Origin of the sequence: Butyrivibrio sp. NATIVEDY162 (genome assembly GCF_045999815.1) — a bacterium.
In the GTDB taxonomy this organism is placed as follows: domain Bacteria; phylum Bacillota; class Clostridia; order Lachnospirales; family Lachnospiraceae; genus Butyrivibrio.
In genome coordinates this window covers 631,648-647,930 of the sequence record NZ_CP172573.1, presented here as the reverse complement: position 1 = coordinate 647,930, position 16,283 = coordinate 631,648, and the positions used below count along the sequence as shown (strand labels likewise).

Sequence of the window (16,283 nt, the reverse complement as noted above, 5' to 3'; positions counted from 1 at the left end):
AATTGGACATAAGAAAAGACATGGCTAACTCAGAAAATAAAAAAGTAAAGTTATCTTTGAGAACGGAACTTAATATTCTGTTCCTGCTTGTAATGGTCGGAATGATAGTTTTTCTGAACATTATAACCCATTTTTTTTTGGAGCGGGTCTATTTATCACACCAGTTGGATGTGGTAAAAAATGCCTATAGGAGTATAGACGAGGCTTCCACCGATGGAAGCTTTTCTACCGATGAATATGACATAGAGCTTCAAAGTATCTACGATCAATATGGAATAGATCTTATAGTTCTTGATGCTGATTCACAGATGATAAAATCATCCTCAAGTGATGCTGACTATATGGCTCACATTTTATGGGAAAACCTTATAGGGGACAGCCTTCTGGGAGGCAGTGATGGCGTAAAAAGAATTATTGAAAAAAATGAAGACTATACAATTCAGATTGAAAATGATAAGCGCTTAAACACGGAATATCTTGAAATATGGGGAGTCATAGATTCGGGATACATTGTAATGGTTAGAAGCGCACTTGCAGGAATAAGGGAGAGCGTCGGAATTTCCAACAATTTTATGCTTTATGCTGGAATCATAGCAATTATCATTGGATCAATCAGTATTTTATACCTCAGTAACAGGATTACAAAGCCTATACTTCAGCTCTCTAAAATCTCCGAAGAAATGAAGAACCTTAATTTTGAGGCGAAGTATCAGCCAAATAATAAGAAAAAGAATACAAATGAGATAGATATTCTTGGTGAGAATATCAATGAGCTGTCGGAAACTTTGGAATCAACAATCAAGGAACTTAAGACAGCAAATAACGAGCTAAAGCAGGATATTGAACGCAAGGAACAAATAGATGAAATGCGTCGGGAGTTTTTATCAAATGTATCTCATGAATTGAAAACTCCTATAGCACTTATTCAGGGGTATGCAGAAGGTCTTGAGGAAGGCATAAGCGATGATCCTGAGAGTATGGCATTTTATTGTGATGTCATAAGGGATGAAGCATCCAAGATGGATACACTGGTTAAAAAGCTTCTAACCCTTAATCAGCTGGAATTCGGAAATGATGTAGCCCAGATGGAAAGATTTGATATCACCGAAACTATTAAGAATTATATAAAATCAGCCGATATATTAACGAAGCAGAAAAATGCTTCGGTGCATTTTGACAATTATCCTCCTATCTATGTTTGGGCTGATGAGTTCAAGACAGAAGAAGTTCTTATGAATTATTTCAGCAATGCTCTGAATCACTTAAGCGGTGATTGTATAATTGAAATAAAGCTAAAGACATATGAGGATAAAGTTCGAATTTCTGTGTTTAACACAGGTGAGCCTATACCGGAGGATAGTATCGATCACATATGGGAGAAGTTTTATAAGGTTGATAAGGCCAGAACCAGAGAATATGGTGGCAGCGGAGTGGGACTTTCAATTGTTAAAGCGATTATGGAATCGATGCACCAGGGGTATGGCGTAAATAATTATGATAATGGTGTGGAGTTTTGGTTTGAACTTGAGACCAGATAAACCTTATGGAGGCGTTTATGGTTAAACGTGTTGTAAAGGCTTTAATTACATGTTTTGTTGCAGGATTTTTTCTGACGGGCTGTGGGTCACAGTTTCCGGAAATGTCTCAGGATCAGCATGATCAGACTGTTCATTATATGGTGAGTCTTCTTATGAAGTATTCAAACAACGGAGTTGAAAAGCTATCTTCCTTAAGTTCGCTTGAGCTTGAAAGACAGATGAAGAAGGAAGCCAGAGAAAAAGCAAAGGCTGAGCGAGATGCTTTGAATGCTGAGGACGTAGCGAATTTGAAGGAAGACCTGGAGCAGTCTGATGGGGATAATTCTGATACAAATAATGATAGCAAATCAGAGGAAACACCCGAAGAGAAGCTTGATGAAAACTCAGAACAGACAGGTAATGATAATTCTGAAGCAGATACTTCTTCTGAACAGGCAGTTAATGAAACAACCGTAGATGCTCCAAACACGGATGGCAGTTCTGTTGATACACAAATTGAAGACGATATAGATGAACTTCTTGATAAATATGAGGATGAGCTGAATGAAGGATTAAAAAATACAGAAAGTGAGATTGCTGAAAGTAATCCGGGACAGGACTCATCTGTGGAAGAAACGCCTACAATGCCTTCTGCAGATGGAGAGACTACTGCAGCAGAACCTGATAAAATAGTGGATGGTATGAGACAGGAACTTTCTAAAGGAATGTTTCTTACCTATTCGGGATACAGCGTTGCCGGGACCTATCCCGATAATGACGATATTTTTGTAATAACGGCTACTTCCGGTAAAAAACTGCTGATACTTAATTTCAGACTTGCTAATACAAGCGGAATGGACGTTACCGTTGATATGGTTAAGGCTAACCCGCATTTTCAGATTGTACTTAATGGTGTAAATATTGGATATACAAATGTTACCATGCTGGAAAATGACTTAAGCTCCTATTCAGGAACGATTACCTCCGGAGAAAAGAAGAGCATGGTTTTGATAAAACAGATGGATGCATCGAAACTCAAAAATGTTGAAAGTCTCGCGCTTATTGGTGACATGGGCGGAGAAACAATAGAGTTTAAGCTTGAATAAAAACAGAACTAATGCATGGAACCCTCTTTGCTGATATATTCGGTAAAGAGGGTTTATTGTGTTAAAAATGCATACACTGTATTAAATATGTATAAATTTTTTAGTATTTGAGTAAAATTCGTGATATACTAATTTAGTTATAAAGACTTTTAATCTTTTGTGATTATGATGAGGTAGATAATATGAAGAAGTTAGAAGAATATGTAAGAACTATACCTGATTTTCCGGAACCGGGCATCATGTTCCGTGATATAACCACAGTTATTCAGGATCCTGACGGACTTCATCTTGCTATAGACGAGATGCAGAAGCTTATTGAAGGAGTAGATTTTGATATTATTGCAGGAGCTGAATCCAGAGGATTTATCTTCGGAACAGCCATTGCCTACAATTTGAGAAAGGGTTTTGTGCTTATTCGAAAAGAGGGTAAGCTTCCCTGCGAGACAGTGTCTGAGGACTATGAACTTGAATATGGTAAGGCTACTCTTGAGATGCATAAGGATTCCATTAAGCCGGGGCAGAAGGTAATCATTGTTGACGACCTTATTGCTACAGGCGGTACAGTCAATGCTATGATCAAGATGATCGAGAAGCTTGGCGGTGAGGTTGCAGGAGTTCTTGTACTTATGGAGCTCAGAGGCCTTAAGGGCAGAGAAGCACTTGGCAATTACAAGCTTTATTCTGCACTCACATATGAAGGAAAATAATTTTTTAGTTGCGGAGAGTTAATTGTATGGGACGGACAGAATTTGATGATGGCAAAATTGAATCGATCGACGAATTTCAGTCTCCCGAGGCCCTCTATGAAGGGCTTATTACTCGTGTCCGCAGATATCATCCCTCTGATGATATTACATTGATTGAGAAGGCTTATCAGGCTGCAGCAGAGGCTCATAAGGAGCAGAGAAGAAAGTCGGGTGAGCCTTATATTATTCATCCACTCTGTGTTTCAATTATTCTTGCTGACCTTGAAATGGATAAGGAGACAATTGCAGCAGGACTTCTTCATGATGTGGTAGAGGATACAATTTACACGAAGGAAGAGGTTGAAAGGCAGTTTGGTGCTGAAGTAGCACTTCTTGTGGACGGTGTTACCAAGCTGCAGGGACTGGAACTATCCGGTGACTATGCATCTAAAACTCCTGATCAGATGGAGATGCAGGCTCAGAATCTGCGAAAGATGTTTCTGGCCATGGCAAAGGATATCAGGGTTATACTTATTAAGCTTGCAGACAGACTGCACAATATGCGTACTCTAAAACATATGCCGCCTGAGAAGCAGCAGAGGATTTCTCAGGAAACTCTTGATATTTACAGCCCCATTGCAGGAAGACTTGGTATCAGTAAGATCAAGATTGAACTTGACGACCTTTCTCTAAAATATTTGGAGCCGGATATTTACTATGATTTGGTTAAGAGAGTTGCTCAGAGAAAGGTAGAGAGAGAAAAATACGTAGAAGAGATTTGTGTTGAGGTCAGACAGCATATCAGTGCAGCCGGTATACCGGGGGAAGTAAATGGCAGAGTTAAGCATTTCTTTAGTATTTATAAGAAAATGCATAACCAGGGAAAGACCCTTGATCAGCTTTATGACTTATTTGCTGTGAGAATTATTGTTGATTCTGTAAAGGATTGTTACGCAGCTCTTGGCGTAATCCATGAGATGTATAAGCCCATTCCGGGCAGATTTAAAGATTATATCGCAATGCCTAAGCCTAATATGTATCAGTCACTTCACACTACACTGATAGGCGCTTCGGGACAACCTTTTGAGATTCAGATAAGAACATATGATATGCATCGTGCAGCTGAGTATGGTATTGCTGCACACTGGAAATATAAAGAAGCATCTGACGGCAAGCATGCGGAAGGACAGGAAGAGGAGAAACTTACCTGGCTTAGACAAATTCTGGAATGGCAACAGGACATGTCTGATAACCAGGAATTTATGAATCTTCTTAAGAGTGATCTCAATCTGTTTTCAGAGGATGTATATTGCTTTACACCTAATGGAGAAGTCAAGAATCTTCCCGCAGGATCTACTCCTATCGATTTTGCATACAGTATACACAGTGCCGTAGGCAATAAAATGATCGGAGCCAAGGTGAATGGCAAGCTGGTTCCTATCGACTACCGAATACAAAATGGTGACAGAATAGAAATTCTGACCAGCCAGAATTCCAAGGGACCCAGTCGAGACTGGCTCAGTATTGTTGGCAGTACTTCTACGAAAAATAAGATCAATCAGTGGTTCAGGAACGAGTTTAAGGAAGAAAATATAAGCAAGGGTAAGGAAACACTTGTTGAGTATTGCCGTTCCAAGGGAATTGATATTTATAATATCATGAAGCCTGAGTACCAGAACCTGATAGTTCGTAAATATGGATTCCATAGCTGGGATGCGGTTCTTGCTGCAGTGGGACATGGCGGACTAAAGGAAGGACAGGTTGTTAATAAGATCCTCGAGCTTTATGAAAAGGATCATAAACAGAACATGACCGATGAAGAGGTATTGGCTGCTGTTGCTGAATCCAATGTCACCCCAAGGATCAGTAGTTCCGGAAGCGCCATTATAGTCAAGGGAATTCATGACGTGGCAGTCAGGTTTTCAAAATGCTGTAATCCTGTCCCGGGTGATCCTATAGTTGGTTTCGTAACGCGAGGACGCGGCGTATCAATTCACAGAAAAGATTGTGTCAATGTACGTTCCATGCAACATGAAGACCGCACGAGACTCATAGAGGCCAAGTGGGAGAGTCATGCACTTGGCGAAAAATATGTTGCAACCATCAATATATTTGCTAATAACAGATCCGGACTTCTTGCTGATGTTTCAAGGGCTCTTACAGAGAAAAATGTTGATATTCTTTCTATGAATACAAGGACAAGCAAACAGGGGCTTGCTACTATGGAGACATCCTTCCAGGTATCAAGCAGAGAAGAGCTTGGAGATATTGTTGATAAGATAAGGAACATAGACAGTGTCATCGATATAGAGAGAACAACGGGCTAAAACAGCGTATTATAAATGACAACAGGTTTTAGATATTATTGCACCGGGCGTTATGTTCCAGCGCCTGGTGACTTGATTGAGATTTTTTAATCAGTTTTTTACCGGGACTTCTGGTTGAAAGGTAAGTAAATGAAAAATAAGGATATAGGAACTGCGGCAGTTGGTTCAATGTGCATGGGAATGTTACAGACTAACTGCTATTTTATTTTTAAAGAGGATGGAAATGATCACGGTGTCAGCAACGATCCCGATGAGTCAAGAAAGCTTACACCGGTCGTTTTTTTTGACCCACCGGATAGGGGAGAGCTTATCTACGAAGAACTGAAAAAGAGGGGATTCAAGGTTGAAGGAATATATCTTACACATGGTCATTTTGACCATATGATGGGGGCCGGAAGATTAAAGGAACTTTCAGGAGTAAAGGTATATGCTTACGAAAAGGAAGCAATGGTTTGTGAGGATTTTTACTACAATCTGTCCAGCATGTTTGGAGTAAGTGCTTCAATAAAACCGGATGTTCTTCTTAGAGATGGCGAGATGTGTGAATGCGCAGGACTGTCATTTAAAACCATTGCAACTCCGGGACATACGCAAGGGGGATGTTGCTATTATTTTGAGGATGACAATATTTTAATAAGTGGCGATAGTTTGTTTAATGGCTCTGTGGGACGCACGGATTTTCCCGGTGGATCTGCAGCTACACTTACAAGGTCATGCCATGAGAAATTGTTTTGTCTTCCTGACGACACTGTAGTTTATCCGGGACATGGTGAAACAACCACAATTGGTTTTGAAAAGACACATAATATGTATTTGTGATTTAAATAATTAAGGCAGTAATATATATGATTCAGGTTTTACTAAATAAAGATAAATATAAATATGATATACACTCACTTATTAAAGCATTTTATCCAAAGGAGGATGTCAGTGTCCTCACCTATGATGAAGCTGCGGATAATAAAAGTGTAAACAATAAAAATGCTTCAGAGGATGTTTTGTTTAAGACAGAAATAGAGCTCCATGAGGATAAAGGCTTTATTTCAATGAAGATAATTCACAACGATGGCAGTGAGGTTTTTGCTAAATCCGTGTGCATTGACGGTGAAGGTGAGAGTTCCGGTTCAACTAACGGATCATCAGCATCTTTAACAACGCCCAAAAATGCCTTAAAGCAGATGATGTATAGGCAATTATCAAAGGAAATAGGACATGTACTTCCATGGGGATCCCTTACGGGGATACGACCAACAAGAATTCCCATGCAGATGCTTGAAGCAGGGAAAAATGAAGTGGAAATTAAAACATATATGCAGGATACCTTTTTTGTATCTGATGAAAAAACAGAGCTTGCATATGATATTGCTGTGAGGGAAAAGAAGATTCTTGATGATATAAACTATGAGAATGGATACAGTATATATCTTGGAATTCCGTTTTGTCCGACAACATGCCTTTACTGCTCATTCACCTCGTTTCCTATAGCAACCTGGAAAAAGAAGGTGGATTCATATATTAGCTGCCTTGAAGAAGAAATAGATTACGTAGCGGAGGCTTTTAAGGATAAGATTGTTAACTCTGTTTACATAGGCGGCGGAACACCTACGACTCTTGAACCGTCTCAGATGACAAGGCTTATAACATATCTTAGAGATAAGATTGACTTAAGTGAATGCAGGGAGTTTACTGTAGAATCCGGAAGACCTGATTCCATAACCCGTGAAAAGCTTCGGGCAATGAAAGAATGCGGCGTTGACAGAATCTCCGTTAATCCGCAGACAATGAGCGATGAAACCTTAAGACGTATCGGAAGACAGCATACGGTTTCACAGTTTGTTGAAGCCTATTATATGGCCAGAGAAGAAGGCTTTGACAACATCAATATGGATATTATCCTTGGGCTGCCGGGGGAAACCGAAGAAGATGTGAAGCACACCATGGCTGAGATTGAAAAGCTTTATCCTGATGACCTCACTGTGCACAGTCTTTCTGTAAAAAGAGGATCAAGACTTGCTGAACATATAAAAAATAATGGATTTTTTGTTGCAGGCGATACAGGAAGAATGATGGAGATAGCCAAGGAAAGCGCATCTAAGATGGGACTTACTCCTTACTATCTATACAGGCAAAAAAACATATCCGGAAACCTTGAAAACACAGGATATGCCCGTGAGGGAAAGGCCGGTATATACAATATTCTAATGATGGAAGAGGTTCAGTCCATTGTGGCACTTGGAGCAGGGACCGTAACAAAGAGAGTGTACGGCGATGGCAGAATAGAGAGATGCGATAATGTTAAGGATGTTACTCTTTATATGAATAGCATTAATGATATGATCGACCGCAAAAAGAAATTGTTTGGCTAACAGAGGCTCAAATATTATTCGGTTAAAGAATTATTATATTGATAAAGGCATATATGGGTGAGGGGAAAGAGCTTAGGGGAGAAAAATTAAATGCAGTCAAATCACGGAAGATATGAAATGATGACCAAAACGCCGGTACCGCAGCTTATATTAAAGCTGGCTGTACCGACAATTATAAGTATGCTCGTTACAGGCATATATAATACCGCAGATACATTTTTTGTCGGTAAGATTTCAACGCAGGCAACAGCAGCTGTCGGCCTCGTATTTACAGTAATGGCACTTGTTCAGGCAACAGGCTTCTTTTGTGGCCATGGTTCAGGAAACTATCTGTCAAGAATGCTCGGGGCAGGTGAAAATAAGAAAGCTAGCGAAATGGCGTCAACAGGATTTGCGCTTTCAATAATTCTGGGATTGATCATTGCAGTTGTCGGTAATATTTTTGTAGATGATCTTGCCATGATGATAGGTGCAACGCCCACAACTTTGGAAGATACCAGTAAGTATATGAGGATAATACTTATGGGCGCACCTTTTATGACAGGTCAGTTTGTTATAAACAATCAGCTGAGATTTCAGGGCAGTGCTGTATATGCCATGATTGGACTTATGTGCGGAGCTGTTATGAATATGGGACTTGATCCACTTCTTATATTTGTTTTCCATATGGGGGTATCAGGTGCAGCCATAGCAACGATAATGGGCCAGCTTACCAGCTTTATTGTTTTGCTCATAGGTAGTAGCAAGGGTGAAAATATTAAGCTGTCTCTTTCAAATGTTAAGCTTAATATGTACTACACAAAAGAAATCATAAACGGTGGTGCTCCTTCACTTTTCAGACAGGGACTTGCGGCTGTGGCAACGCTTCTTATGAACAAGGCTGCGGGAAACTTTGGCGGAGATGCCGCTATAGCAGGTATGTCTGTTAATACCAGAGTAATGATGATGATGTCATCGGCGCTTATAGGTTTTGGACAGGGATATCAACCAGTGTGCTCCTTTAATTACGGAGCGGGACTTAAAAATCGTGTTAAGGAAGGCTACTTTTTTTGCGTTAAGTATGCAACTATTTTTTTAGTTGTTGTAGGAGCGCTGTGTATTGCATTTTCATCTCAGATTATTTCAGTATTCAGAGATGATCCGGAGGTTATTGCAGTCGGAACAGTTGCGCTTAGATGGACATCTGCAGCACTTCCTCTAAGTGGCTGTATTGTTATGACAAATATGATGCTCCAATCAATTGGTAAGGGCATCAAGGCTTCTATTATGGCTTCATGCAGAAACGGCATTTTCTTTATACCGCTTATTTTGATTCTTCCGCAGATTTTTGGACTTTTTGGGGTAGAGATAACTCAAGCGGTTGCAGATATGTTTTCACTTGCAGTATCTATCCCATTGGCTTATTCAGAAATAAGACATTTTAATGAATGATTTATTTAAGGAATAAAGATTTGAAGAGAAAAGACCTTTTTAGAAGAATAATAATAATTCTGTTTATATTAGCTTTCTTTTTGACAGTCTATCTGCTTATCGGCCGGCCTATGCTGAAATTTGTAGGGGATACAGATAAATTAAAGACTTATATAGAGAGCAAAGGAATAAGAGGTATCATGATTTTCTGCTGCCTGGTGGCAGTTCAAACCGCATCATCCTGTATCCCGGGTACACCTTTTTATATGGGGGCGGGATATGCACTGGGTGGACTTAAAGGTGCAATTCTTTGTGATGCAGGTGCTACTTTGGGTAATACCTTTGCATTTTTGATGGGCAGGAAATTTGGAAGAAAACTTCTTGAAAATCTGTTTTCTGAAAAACAGATACAATCAGTTGATCAATATGTAAAAAAAGGTAATCCCAGACTTATACATGTGATGTTTATGCTGCTTCCGCTACCAAAGGATATATATTCATGGTTTGGGTATTACTCTGAGGAAAATGTATTGACCTGGATAATTATTACTTTCGTAATGAGATTTCCGAATATATTCTTATACAGTCTTGGTGGTAATAAAATTCAGCAGCAGCAATACGGGGTACTGATAATAGGCACAGCTGCAGCTGTTCTTTTCTATGTTGTGATATTCTTTAGAATGAAGAAACTAAGGGACAGAAAAGACATTAATGATAATAAGTGATTTTGGCAGTTCTTGATATAATCTTAAAATTGTATAAATAATTAACTATTTAATGAATGTACAATTTTTAATATGTTATTATTGTATAAAGAGTTAACTATTGTTTTACCCATGCCAAAGGGCAGGAGGAGGAATTATGCAAGGCTATACCAAGATTGAATATTCAAGAAATAAAGATGTAATTCTACGTAACACAAAAGGACATTTTGTTACTCCTAATGCACACGTTAACTACTTTATTGATCTCTGTGATACAAAGGCAAGAATGAAGGAAGCAAGGGCTGCAGGCGAATCACTTGCTGAGTTTTATATTGCTTCTGATGTTATAGATACTATTCTTTGCTTAAATGGTATGGAGGTTGTTGGATCATATCTTGCAGATGCGCTCACTCAGGCCGGAGTTATTTCCAAAAATGCACATAAGACAATGTATATCACAGGACCTGAATATAATGTTAATGGGCAGATAATGTTCAGGGACAATAATAAGCATATGATAACTGATAAAAAGGTGCTTATTTTATCGGATTCTGTTACTACAGGCGGTATGCTCAAAAGTGCACTTGATTCTGTAAGATTTTATGGAGGCGAGGTAGTTGGAATAGCTGCATTCTTTTCTGTTGCAACACAGATAGAAGGCTTTCCTATAAGAACTCTTTTTTCAACAAGAGAGCTTCCTGATTATGCAAGTTATCCTCACGATAACTGCCCGCTGTGTAAAGAGGGTGTTAAGGTGGATGCTATCTGTAACGGATTTGGATATTCGACACTATAAAAATTTTATTTACTAAAAGATAGGAGCTAAAATTTTATTCGCAGGTGTTGTTTGAAAAAACTATAAGAGCTCCTTCAATACCCATATCACATAAAACAAGATTTTCTGCAGGTATGTCGATCTCTTCGACGTACCTGCTTTTATATTCCTCAAGGGAAAGCTCTGATTTTATATCAAATTCCGGACAGGAAGCGGCATAGCCCGGTTGTATTTTATCTGCCTTAGGTATGTAATCTTTAACGTAATGGATATATATGTCAGTGGGAGAGGAACAGAGCCATAGACAATAGTTAAATCCGGCTGTCAGTTTACTGATGATCCTTCGAAGCTGTTCGCTTTTTTGGCTGTCAATGATGGGAAAGCCTGTTGTTTTTATTTCATAAACAAGACTGGTAAGGAGTCTGTAATCACTTCTTGACAGATAATTCTGGTAATGATTTATTAAAAAATCACATACTTCATATTTACCGCAGTACATTATTTCGCAGGTAACAACATCAATTGGATTGTGTTTATCGGTATTTAATGAACTTATTTCAGGAAACAGGGTATTGTCCCGGTAACCTTTTTTGCTTTCCAGAATTGTTATTGTGTTTTTAGTAAGATATTTATATTCCAAGCTGCTCTCGCTCATATGTATTTCCCTGGCCAAGAATCATTGGTTTTTATTTTTTTCTCAGAAAAATAGAAAACGTATTGGACTACATCTAATATAAAAATTTTATCACAATAAAAATGTATTTTGCTATTGACATTGCATATAAGGAGGAATATATTTAAATCAACATATGAACAAATGCTCATACGTAATAATTTTAAGGAGAATAATATGGCTGAGCTTACCTGTAAACTAGAGGAACTTCCCGATGAGGAAGAGATGTATGATCTTGCTGAACTGTTTAAGGTATTTGGGGATTCTACCAGAATTAGAATATTGTTTGCACTTTTTGCTTCGGAATTTTGTGTAAACGATCTGGCAGAGAACCTGGGCATGACACAATCTGCCGTATCTCATCAGCTTAAGATACTTAAGATGAACAGTCTTGTTAAGAGCAGACGAGAGGGCAAGCAGATGTACTATTACCTGGCTGATGATCACGTCAGAACAATTATCTCAATGGGACGTGAACATATAGAAGAAAAATAAACATTCAAAAAGAAAAGAGGACAAAACTATGAAGAAGAGCTACAAATGTGAAGTTGACTGTGCAAATTGTGCTGCAAAGATGGAGGAGGCCATAAACAAAATCGAAGGCGTTAAGAGTGCAAGAGTAAACTTTATGACTCAGAAGCTTACACTTGATGCTGAGGATGACAGATATGATGAGATTCTCGATGCTGCAGTTAAAGCCTGCAAGAAGGTAGAGCCTGATTGTGAGATTGAGATCTGATAATAGAAATTTGATCATAGAAATTTGATTTTTAAGAAGGTTTAAAGATTTTTATAAGATATTATTGCAACAAAGGATACCAACCGGAGGATATACTAATGACTAAAAAGATGAAAAAAACAAGAAACAGAATAATAGCAATACTTATCATATTTGTTTTGTTATTAGTATTGGAACATACAGGAGTTTTTGATAAGCTACCTGTTCCCACCGCATTTAAGACACCTTTAATGTTTGTGATATATCTTATTCCGTATCTTGTAATCGGATACGATGTGCTAAGGAAAGCGTTCATAAATATTTCTCACGGACAGGTTTTTGATGAAAACTTTCTGATGATGATCGCAACATTTGGGGCATTTGGAATAGGTGAGTATACTGAAGCTTTGGCAGTAATGCTTTTTTATCAGACTGGAGAGCTGTTTCAGAGTTATGCAGTTGGTAAATCAAGAGCTTCTATTACAGAGCTTATGAGTATAGCGCCTGAATATGCCAATGTGCTTAATGAGTCAGGTGAAGTAGAAGAGACTGACCCTGAGGATGTGCAGATAGGTACAACAATCCTTATTAAACCCGGCGAGAAGATTCCGATTGATGGAATCGTAATAGAGGGAGAATCCTTCGTTGATACTTCAGCAATAACAGGAGAATCTGTTCCGAGAAGAGTTGCAGAAGGCGGTGAAGTAATAAGCGGCTGCGTAAACAAGGACAGCGTACTTAAAATTTGCACTACCAAAAACTATGAAGACTCTACTGTGGCCAAAATCTTAGAGCTTGTGGAAAATGCAAGCAATAAGAAATCACGAATGGAAAATTTTATCACAAGATTTGCGAGATACTACACACCTATAGTTACCATCGGTGCTGTATTACTTGCAATTATTCCGCCTATATTTGGCATGATGTCTTTTTCAGATTCCATTAAAAGAGCCTGTATCTTTCTTATAGTTTCCTGCCCCTGCGCCCTTGTGATCTCAGTTCCCCTTGGTTTTTTCGGAGGAATCGGTGCAAGCTCAAGACTTGGAATCCTTGTAAAGGGCAGCAATTACCTCGAAGCTATTGCTGAGGCAAATACTCTGGTACTTGATAAGACCGGCACCATTACAAAAGGTGAGTTCAAGGTTACTGAGATAATATCTGCAAGCTCCGCGACAACAAAGGAAGAAATCATCTGTCTTGCTGCAGGTGCCGAGAAGTTTTCAAATCATCCGATTGCAAAATCTGTCATTTTATATCATGAGGAGATGCATGAGGAAAATAAAGCTTTATCGGATGCAGATTATGAGCTTTCAGACATCAGTGAGGTCCCCGGTAATGGCATTACGGGAATGCTTAATGGCGAAAAAGTATTTGTGGGAAATGCAAAGCTTCTTAAGAGTAATGATATTGCTTTCAAAGAATCCGATAAACCGGGAACAGTTATTTATGTTGCGAAGGGAAAACTTTTCCTTGGAACAATTATAATATCTGATACAATAAAAGAAGGTGCAGCAGATGCTATTTCAGGTGCAAAACGCGCCGGTGTATCCAAAGTCATAATGCTTACCGGAGATAATGAGGATACAGCGAAGGCTGTAGCTGACAAGGTAGGAATAGACAAGGTTTATGCACAGCTTCTGCCGGCTGATAAAGTGGAAAGAGTTGAGAGCCTTCTTACGGAAAACAGTAGTGGCAAGGTTGCATTTGTGGGAGATGGAATAAATGATGCTCCGGTACTTATGCGTGCCGATGTTGGAATTGCCATGGGAAGCATGGGATCAGATGCTGCTATTGAGGCTGCTGACATAGTACTTATGGATGACGACATAGGCAAGATTTCCGCAGTTATCCAAATAGCAAGGAAGACTCTTAGAATAGTTAAGGAAAATATTGTTTTTGCTCTTTCTGTAAAAATACTGATACTGTTTCTTGGTGCAATTGGATTTGCAACTATGTGGATGGCGGTTTTCGGAGATGTCGGAGTGGCAGTCCTCGCTATTTTAAATTCAATGAGAGCCATGAAATGGTCGAAAGAGGACATGAATGGCAAAATCAGAGCTTGAACTTATTCAGTTACTTATGAAGCTGATTGGTCATAAGACAGGTGAAATCAGCAAGGTCACATACTCTCCTCAGAAGATTGCTTTTCCGGAGTCTGCGGAGGGAGAAACCTTTTTACCAAGGTCAACACCTGAAGAGCAGGGAGTTGACAGTGCTTTTATTGAGAAACTTTTCAGAACATTATATGACAATACCAGTTGTCATATGCATAAAATAATGGTTGTAAGAAACGGCCATGTTATAGGTGAGTGCGCTTTTAAGCCATTTGATATGGAATACTGGCATGTGACTCATTCTATGTGTAAAAGCGTTACTGGAATGTCTATAGGCCTTCTTGTAAGTGAAGAAAAAATTAAATTAGATGACAAGATTGAAGATATATTTGGCAGAAAAGGGCCACTGCAGTATTTCTTTTCAAAAGGATTAACGGTAAGACATCTTCTTACCATGAGTAGTGGCGCTGAGTTTAACGAATCGGGTTCTGTTCTTTCCGATGATTGGAAAAAGCAGTTTCTGGAGTCACAGACAAAATTCACACCTGGTTCTGCCTTTGAGTATAATTCAATGAATTCATACATGCTCTCGGCAATTGTGACAGAGGTTACAGGCGAGAGCATGTTTGATTATCTAAAACCAAGATTGTTTGAACCCTTGGGGATAAAGCGCGTGTTTTGGGAAAGCTGTCCGCTTAATATCACGAAAGGCGGCTGGGGTATGTATATGAGACTCGAGGATATGGCTAAACTTGGACAGCTTTATTTGAACGAAGGAATGTATGACGGCAAACAGATACTTCCTTCTGAGTGGGTTAAAGAAGCAACCACTGCGCAGATAGCAACAGGAGAAACCACTGCTCCCGGGTATGGCTTTCAGCTCTGGACAAGCAGCTCAAGGCTTGGGGCGTATACATTTAACGGTATGCTTGGGCAGAATGTATATGTTTTCCCTGACATCAACATGATGATAGTGACGAACGCAGGCAATGAAGATCTTTTCCAAAAAGGAAACATGTCAGGCACAGTGCATAAGCTTATGTCAGAGCTTCAGGTAAGCGATGAACCGATACCTTTTACCGGGGAAGTAAGGATTAAACAAAGCAGTCTTAAAGAATTTATAAGACAAGCTGAAGATCTTCCTGAAAACAGAACCTTTATAGCAGGTGGTGGATGGAACAAAAAGAAAAAGCGAAGCGCTCTTGGAATGTCCGACAAGATCAGATATCACCTGATGAAAATCCTCGATGGCGTAAGCTATGACATGGATGATGAGGGTGTTGGCTTTATGCCGCTTCTTGTACAGGTTATGCACAACAACTATACAGACGGTATAAAATCTATAGGCTTTAGACTTGATGAAAGAACAGGTGCATTTTTCCTGCTTATTAGAGAGGGCGAAGCAACACATGAGATTAAATGCGGCTTTGATGGATTCAGGGCTGTATCGCAGATTGATGAGCACGGAGAAATCTATGCAATATCAACGGTATCTGAATTTTCAATTGATGAGTACGGACGCCCGGTTCTTAGAAATGAGTTTTATCTGTTGGAGGACTCTACAGCCAGAGTAATGAATATTTATTTTGGAAAAAGAGAACCACTTCAGCATGATATACATTTTGGATTTGGCAAAATAAAGCCACCTGTAAATATCGGAATCAGATTTGATGAGATACCGGGAAGCGGAATGCTTATAAGAATACTCAATCAATTTGGCCATCTTGATGTAGGAAAGGGCATGAGCGGATTTGTTATAAACAGATTGACTGATTACGGAGCAATTGATGCCCTGATGCTGGCTATCAGAAATACTGTAAGGCCGAAGCTCCATGGCGTAATGCATGACAAAGAAGCCGGTGTGGAGTATGATAATAATATTGAAACTCAGAAATTACCTGAGAGCAATGTAAATGAAGAAGATGCTATTATGGAGGACGATTGAAT

Annotated in this window: 14 protein-coding genes; 13 read left to right on the top strand and 1 reads right to left on the bottom strand. The window is 39.2% G+C overall.

Annotated elements, in window-relative coordinates; translation table 11 throughout:
- Positions 1–2 precede the first annotated feature (2 nt).
- The 9 genes from ACHCNF_RS02660 to ACHCNF_RS02620 all read left to right on the top strand — a co-directional run bounded on the left by ACHCNF_RS02660 (position 3) and on the right by ACHCNF_RS02620 (position 10,912).
- On the top strand, positions 3–1,538 hold the full coding sequence (locus ACHCNF_RS02660) for a HAMP domain-containing sensor histidine kinase (protein WP_408071253.1): 1,536 nt from the start codon (positions 3–5) through the stop codon (positions 1,536–1,538).
- Between the two features lie 17 nt (positions 1,539–1,555).
- On the top strand, positions 1,556–2,623 hold the full coding sequence (locus ACHCNF_RS02655; protein ID WP_408071252.1) for a hypothetical protein: 1,068 nt from the start codon (positions 1,556–1,558) through the stop codon (positions 2,621–2,623).
- A gap of 182 nt (positions 2,624–2,805) precedes the next feature.
- Positions 2,806–3,330 (top strand): adenine phosphoribosyltransferase, encoded by a 525-nt coding sequence (locus ACHCNF_RS02650; RefSeq protein ID WP_408071251.1) that lies wholly within the window; start codon positions 2,806–2,808, stop codon positions 3,328–3,330.
- A gap of 26 nt (positions 3,331–3,356) precedes the next feature.
- Positions 3,357–5,636: a RelA/SpoT family protein gene (locus ACHCNF_RS02645; protein WP_408071250.1), complete on the top strand. Its 2,280-nt coding sequence runs from the start codon at positions 3,357–3,359 to the stop codon at positions 5,634–5,636.
- A gap of 129 nt (positions 5,637–5,765) precedes the next feature.
- Positions 5,766–6,455 carry an MBL fold metallo-hydrolase gene (locus ACHCNF_RS02640; protein ID WP_408071249.1) on the top strand — a complete coding sequence of 230 codons (690 nt, stop codon included), beginning with the start codon at positions 5,766–5,768 and terminating at the stop codon, positions 6,453–6,455.
- A gap of 26 nt (positions 6,456–6,481) precedes the next feature.
- Positions 6,482–8,002 (top strand): coproporphyrinogen dehydrogenase HemZ, encoded by a 1,521-nt coding sequence (hemZ, locus tag ACHCNF_RS02635; protein ID WP_408071248.1) that lies wholly within the window; start codon positions 6,482–6,484, stop codon positions 8,000–8,002.
- A 90-nt stretch (positions 8,003–8,092) separates the two neighbouring features.
- Positions 8,093–9,433, top strand: coding sequence for an MATE family efflux transporter (locus tag ACHCNF_RS02630; protein ID WP_408071247.1), 1,341 nt, complete (start codon positions 8,093–8,095; stop codon positions 9,431–9,433).
- 20 nt (positions 9,434–9,453) lie between these two features.
- The gene (locus tag ACHCNF_RS02625; protein WP_408071246.1) at positions 9,454–10,137 is read left to right on the top strand and encodes a TVP38/TMEM64 family protein; all 684 of its coding nucleotides are present in this window, start codon (positions 9,454–9,456) and stop codon (positions 10,135–10,137) included.
- Positions 10,138–10,273: 136 nt separating this feature from the next.
- Positions 10,274–10,912, top strand: coding sequence for a phosphoribosyltransferase family protein (locus ACHCNF_RS02620; RefSeq protein ID WP_408071245.1), 639 nt, complete (start codon positions 10,274–10,276; stop codon positions 10,910–10,912).
- Positions 10,913–10,946: 34 nt separating this feature from the next.
- On the opposite strand, the gene ACHCNF_RS02615 is transcribed toward ACHCNF_RS02620, so the two are convergent.
- Complete coding sequence (locus tag ACHCNF_RS02615) at positions 10,947–11,546, bottom strand: hypothetical protein (RefSeq protein ID WP_408071244.1); 600 nt, start codon at positions 11,544–11,546, stop codon at positions 10,947–10,949.
- Positions 11,547–11,741: 195 nt separating this feature from the next.
- Here ACHCNF_RS02615 and ACHCNF_RS02610 point away from each other — a divergent pair, with 195 nt between their 5' ends.
- The 4 genes from ACHCNF_RS02610 (at position 11,742) to ACHCNF_RS02595 (ending at position 16,281) form a co-directional block, all read left to right on the top strand.
- A complete protein-coding gene (locus ACHCNF_RS02610) occupies positions 11,742–12,059 on the top strand; it encodes an ArsR/SmtB family transcription factor (RefSeq protein WP_408071243.1) in 318 nt (105 codons plus the stop codon).
- Between the two features lie 28 nt (positions 12,060–12,087).
- The gene (locus ACHCNF_RS02605) at positions 12,088–12,303 is read left to right on the top strand and encodes a cation transporter (RefSeq protein WP_408071242.1); all 216 of its coding nucleotides are present in this window, start codon (positions 12,088–12,090) and stop codon (positions 12,301–12,303) included.
- A gap of 98 nt (positions 12,304–12,401) precedes the next feature.
- Positions 12,402–14,345: a heavy metal translocating P-type ATPase gene (locus tag ACHCNF_RS02600; protein ID WP_408071241.1), complete on the top strand. Its 1,944-nt coding sequence runs from the start codon at positions 12,402–12,404 to the stop codon at positions 14,343–14,345.
- Positions 14,326–16,281: a serine hydrolase domain-containing protein gene (locus tag ACHCNF_RS02595; RefSeq protein ID WP_408071240.1), complete on the top strand. Its 1,956-nt coding sequence runs from the start codon at positions 14,326–14,328 to the stop codon at positions 16,279–16,281. Before ACHCNF_RS02600 ends, ACHCNF_RS02595 begins: the two co-directional genes overlap by 20 nt.
- The last annotated feature ends 2 nt before the right edge of the window (positions 16,282–16,283 follow it).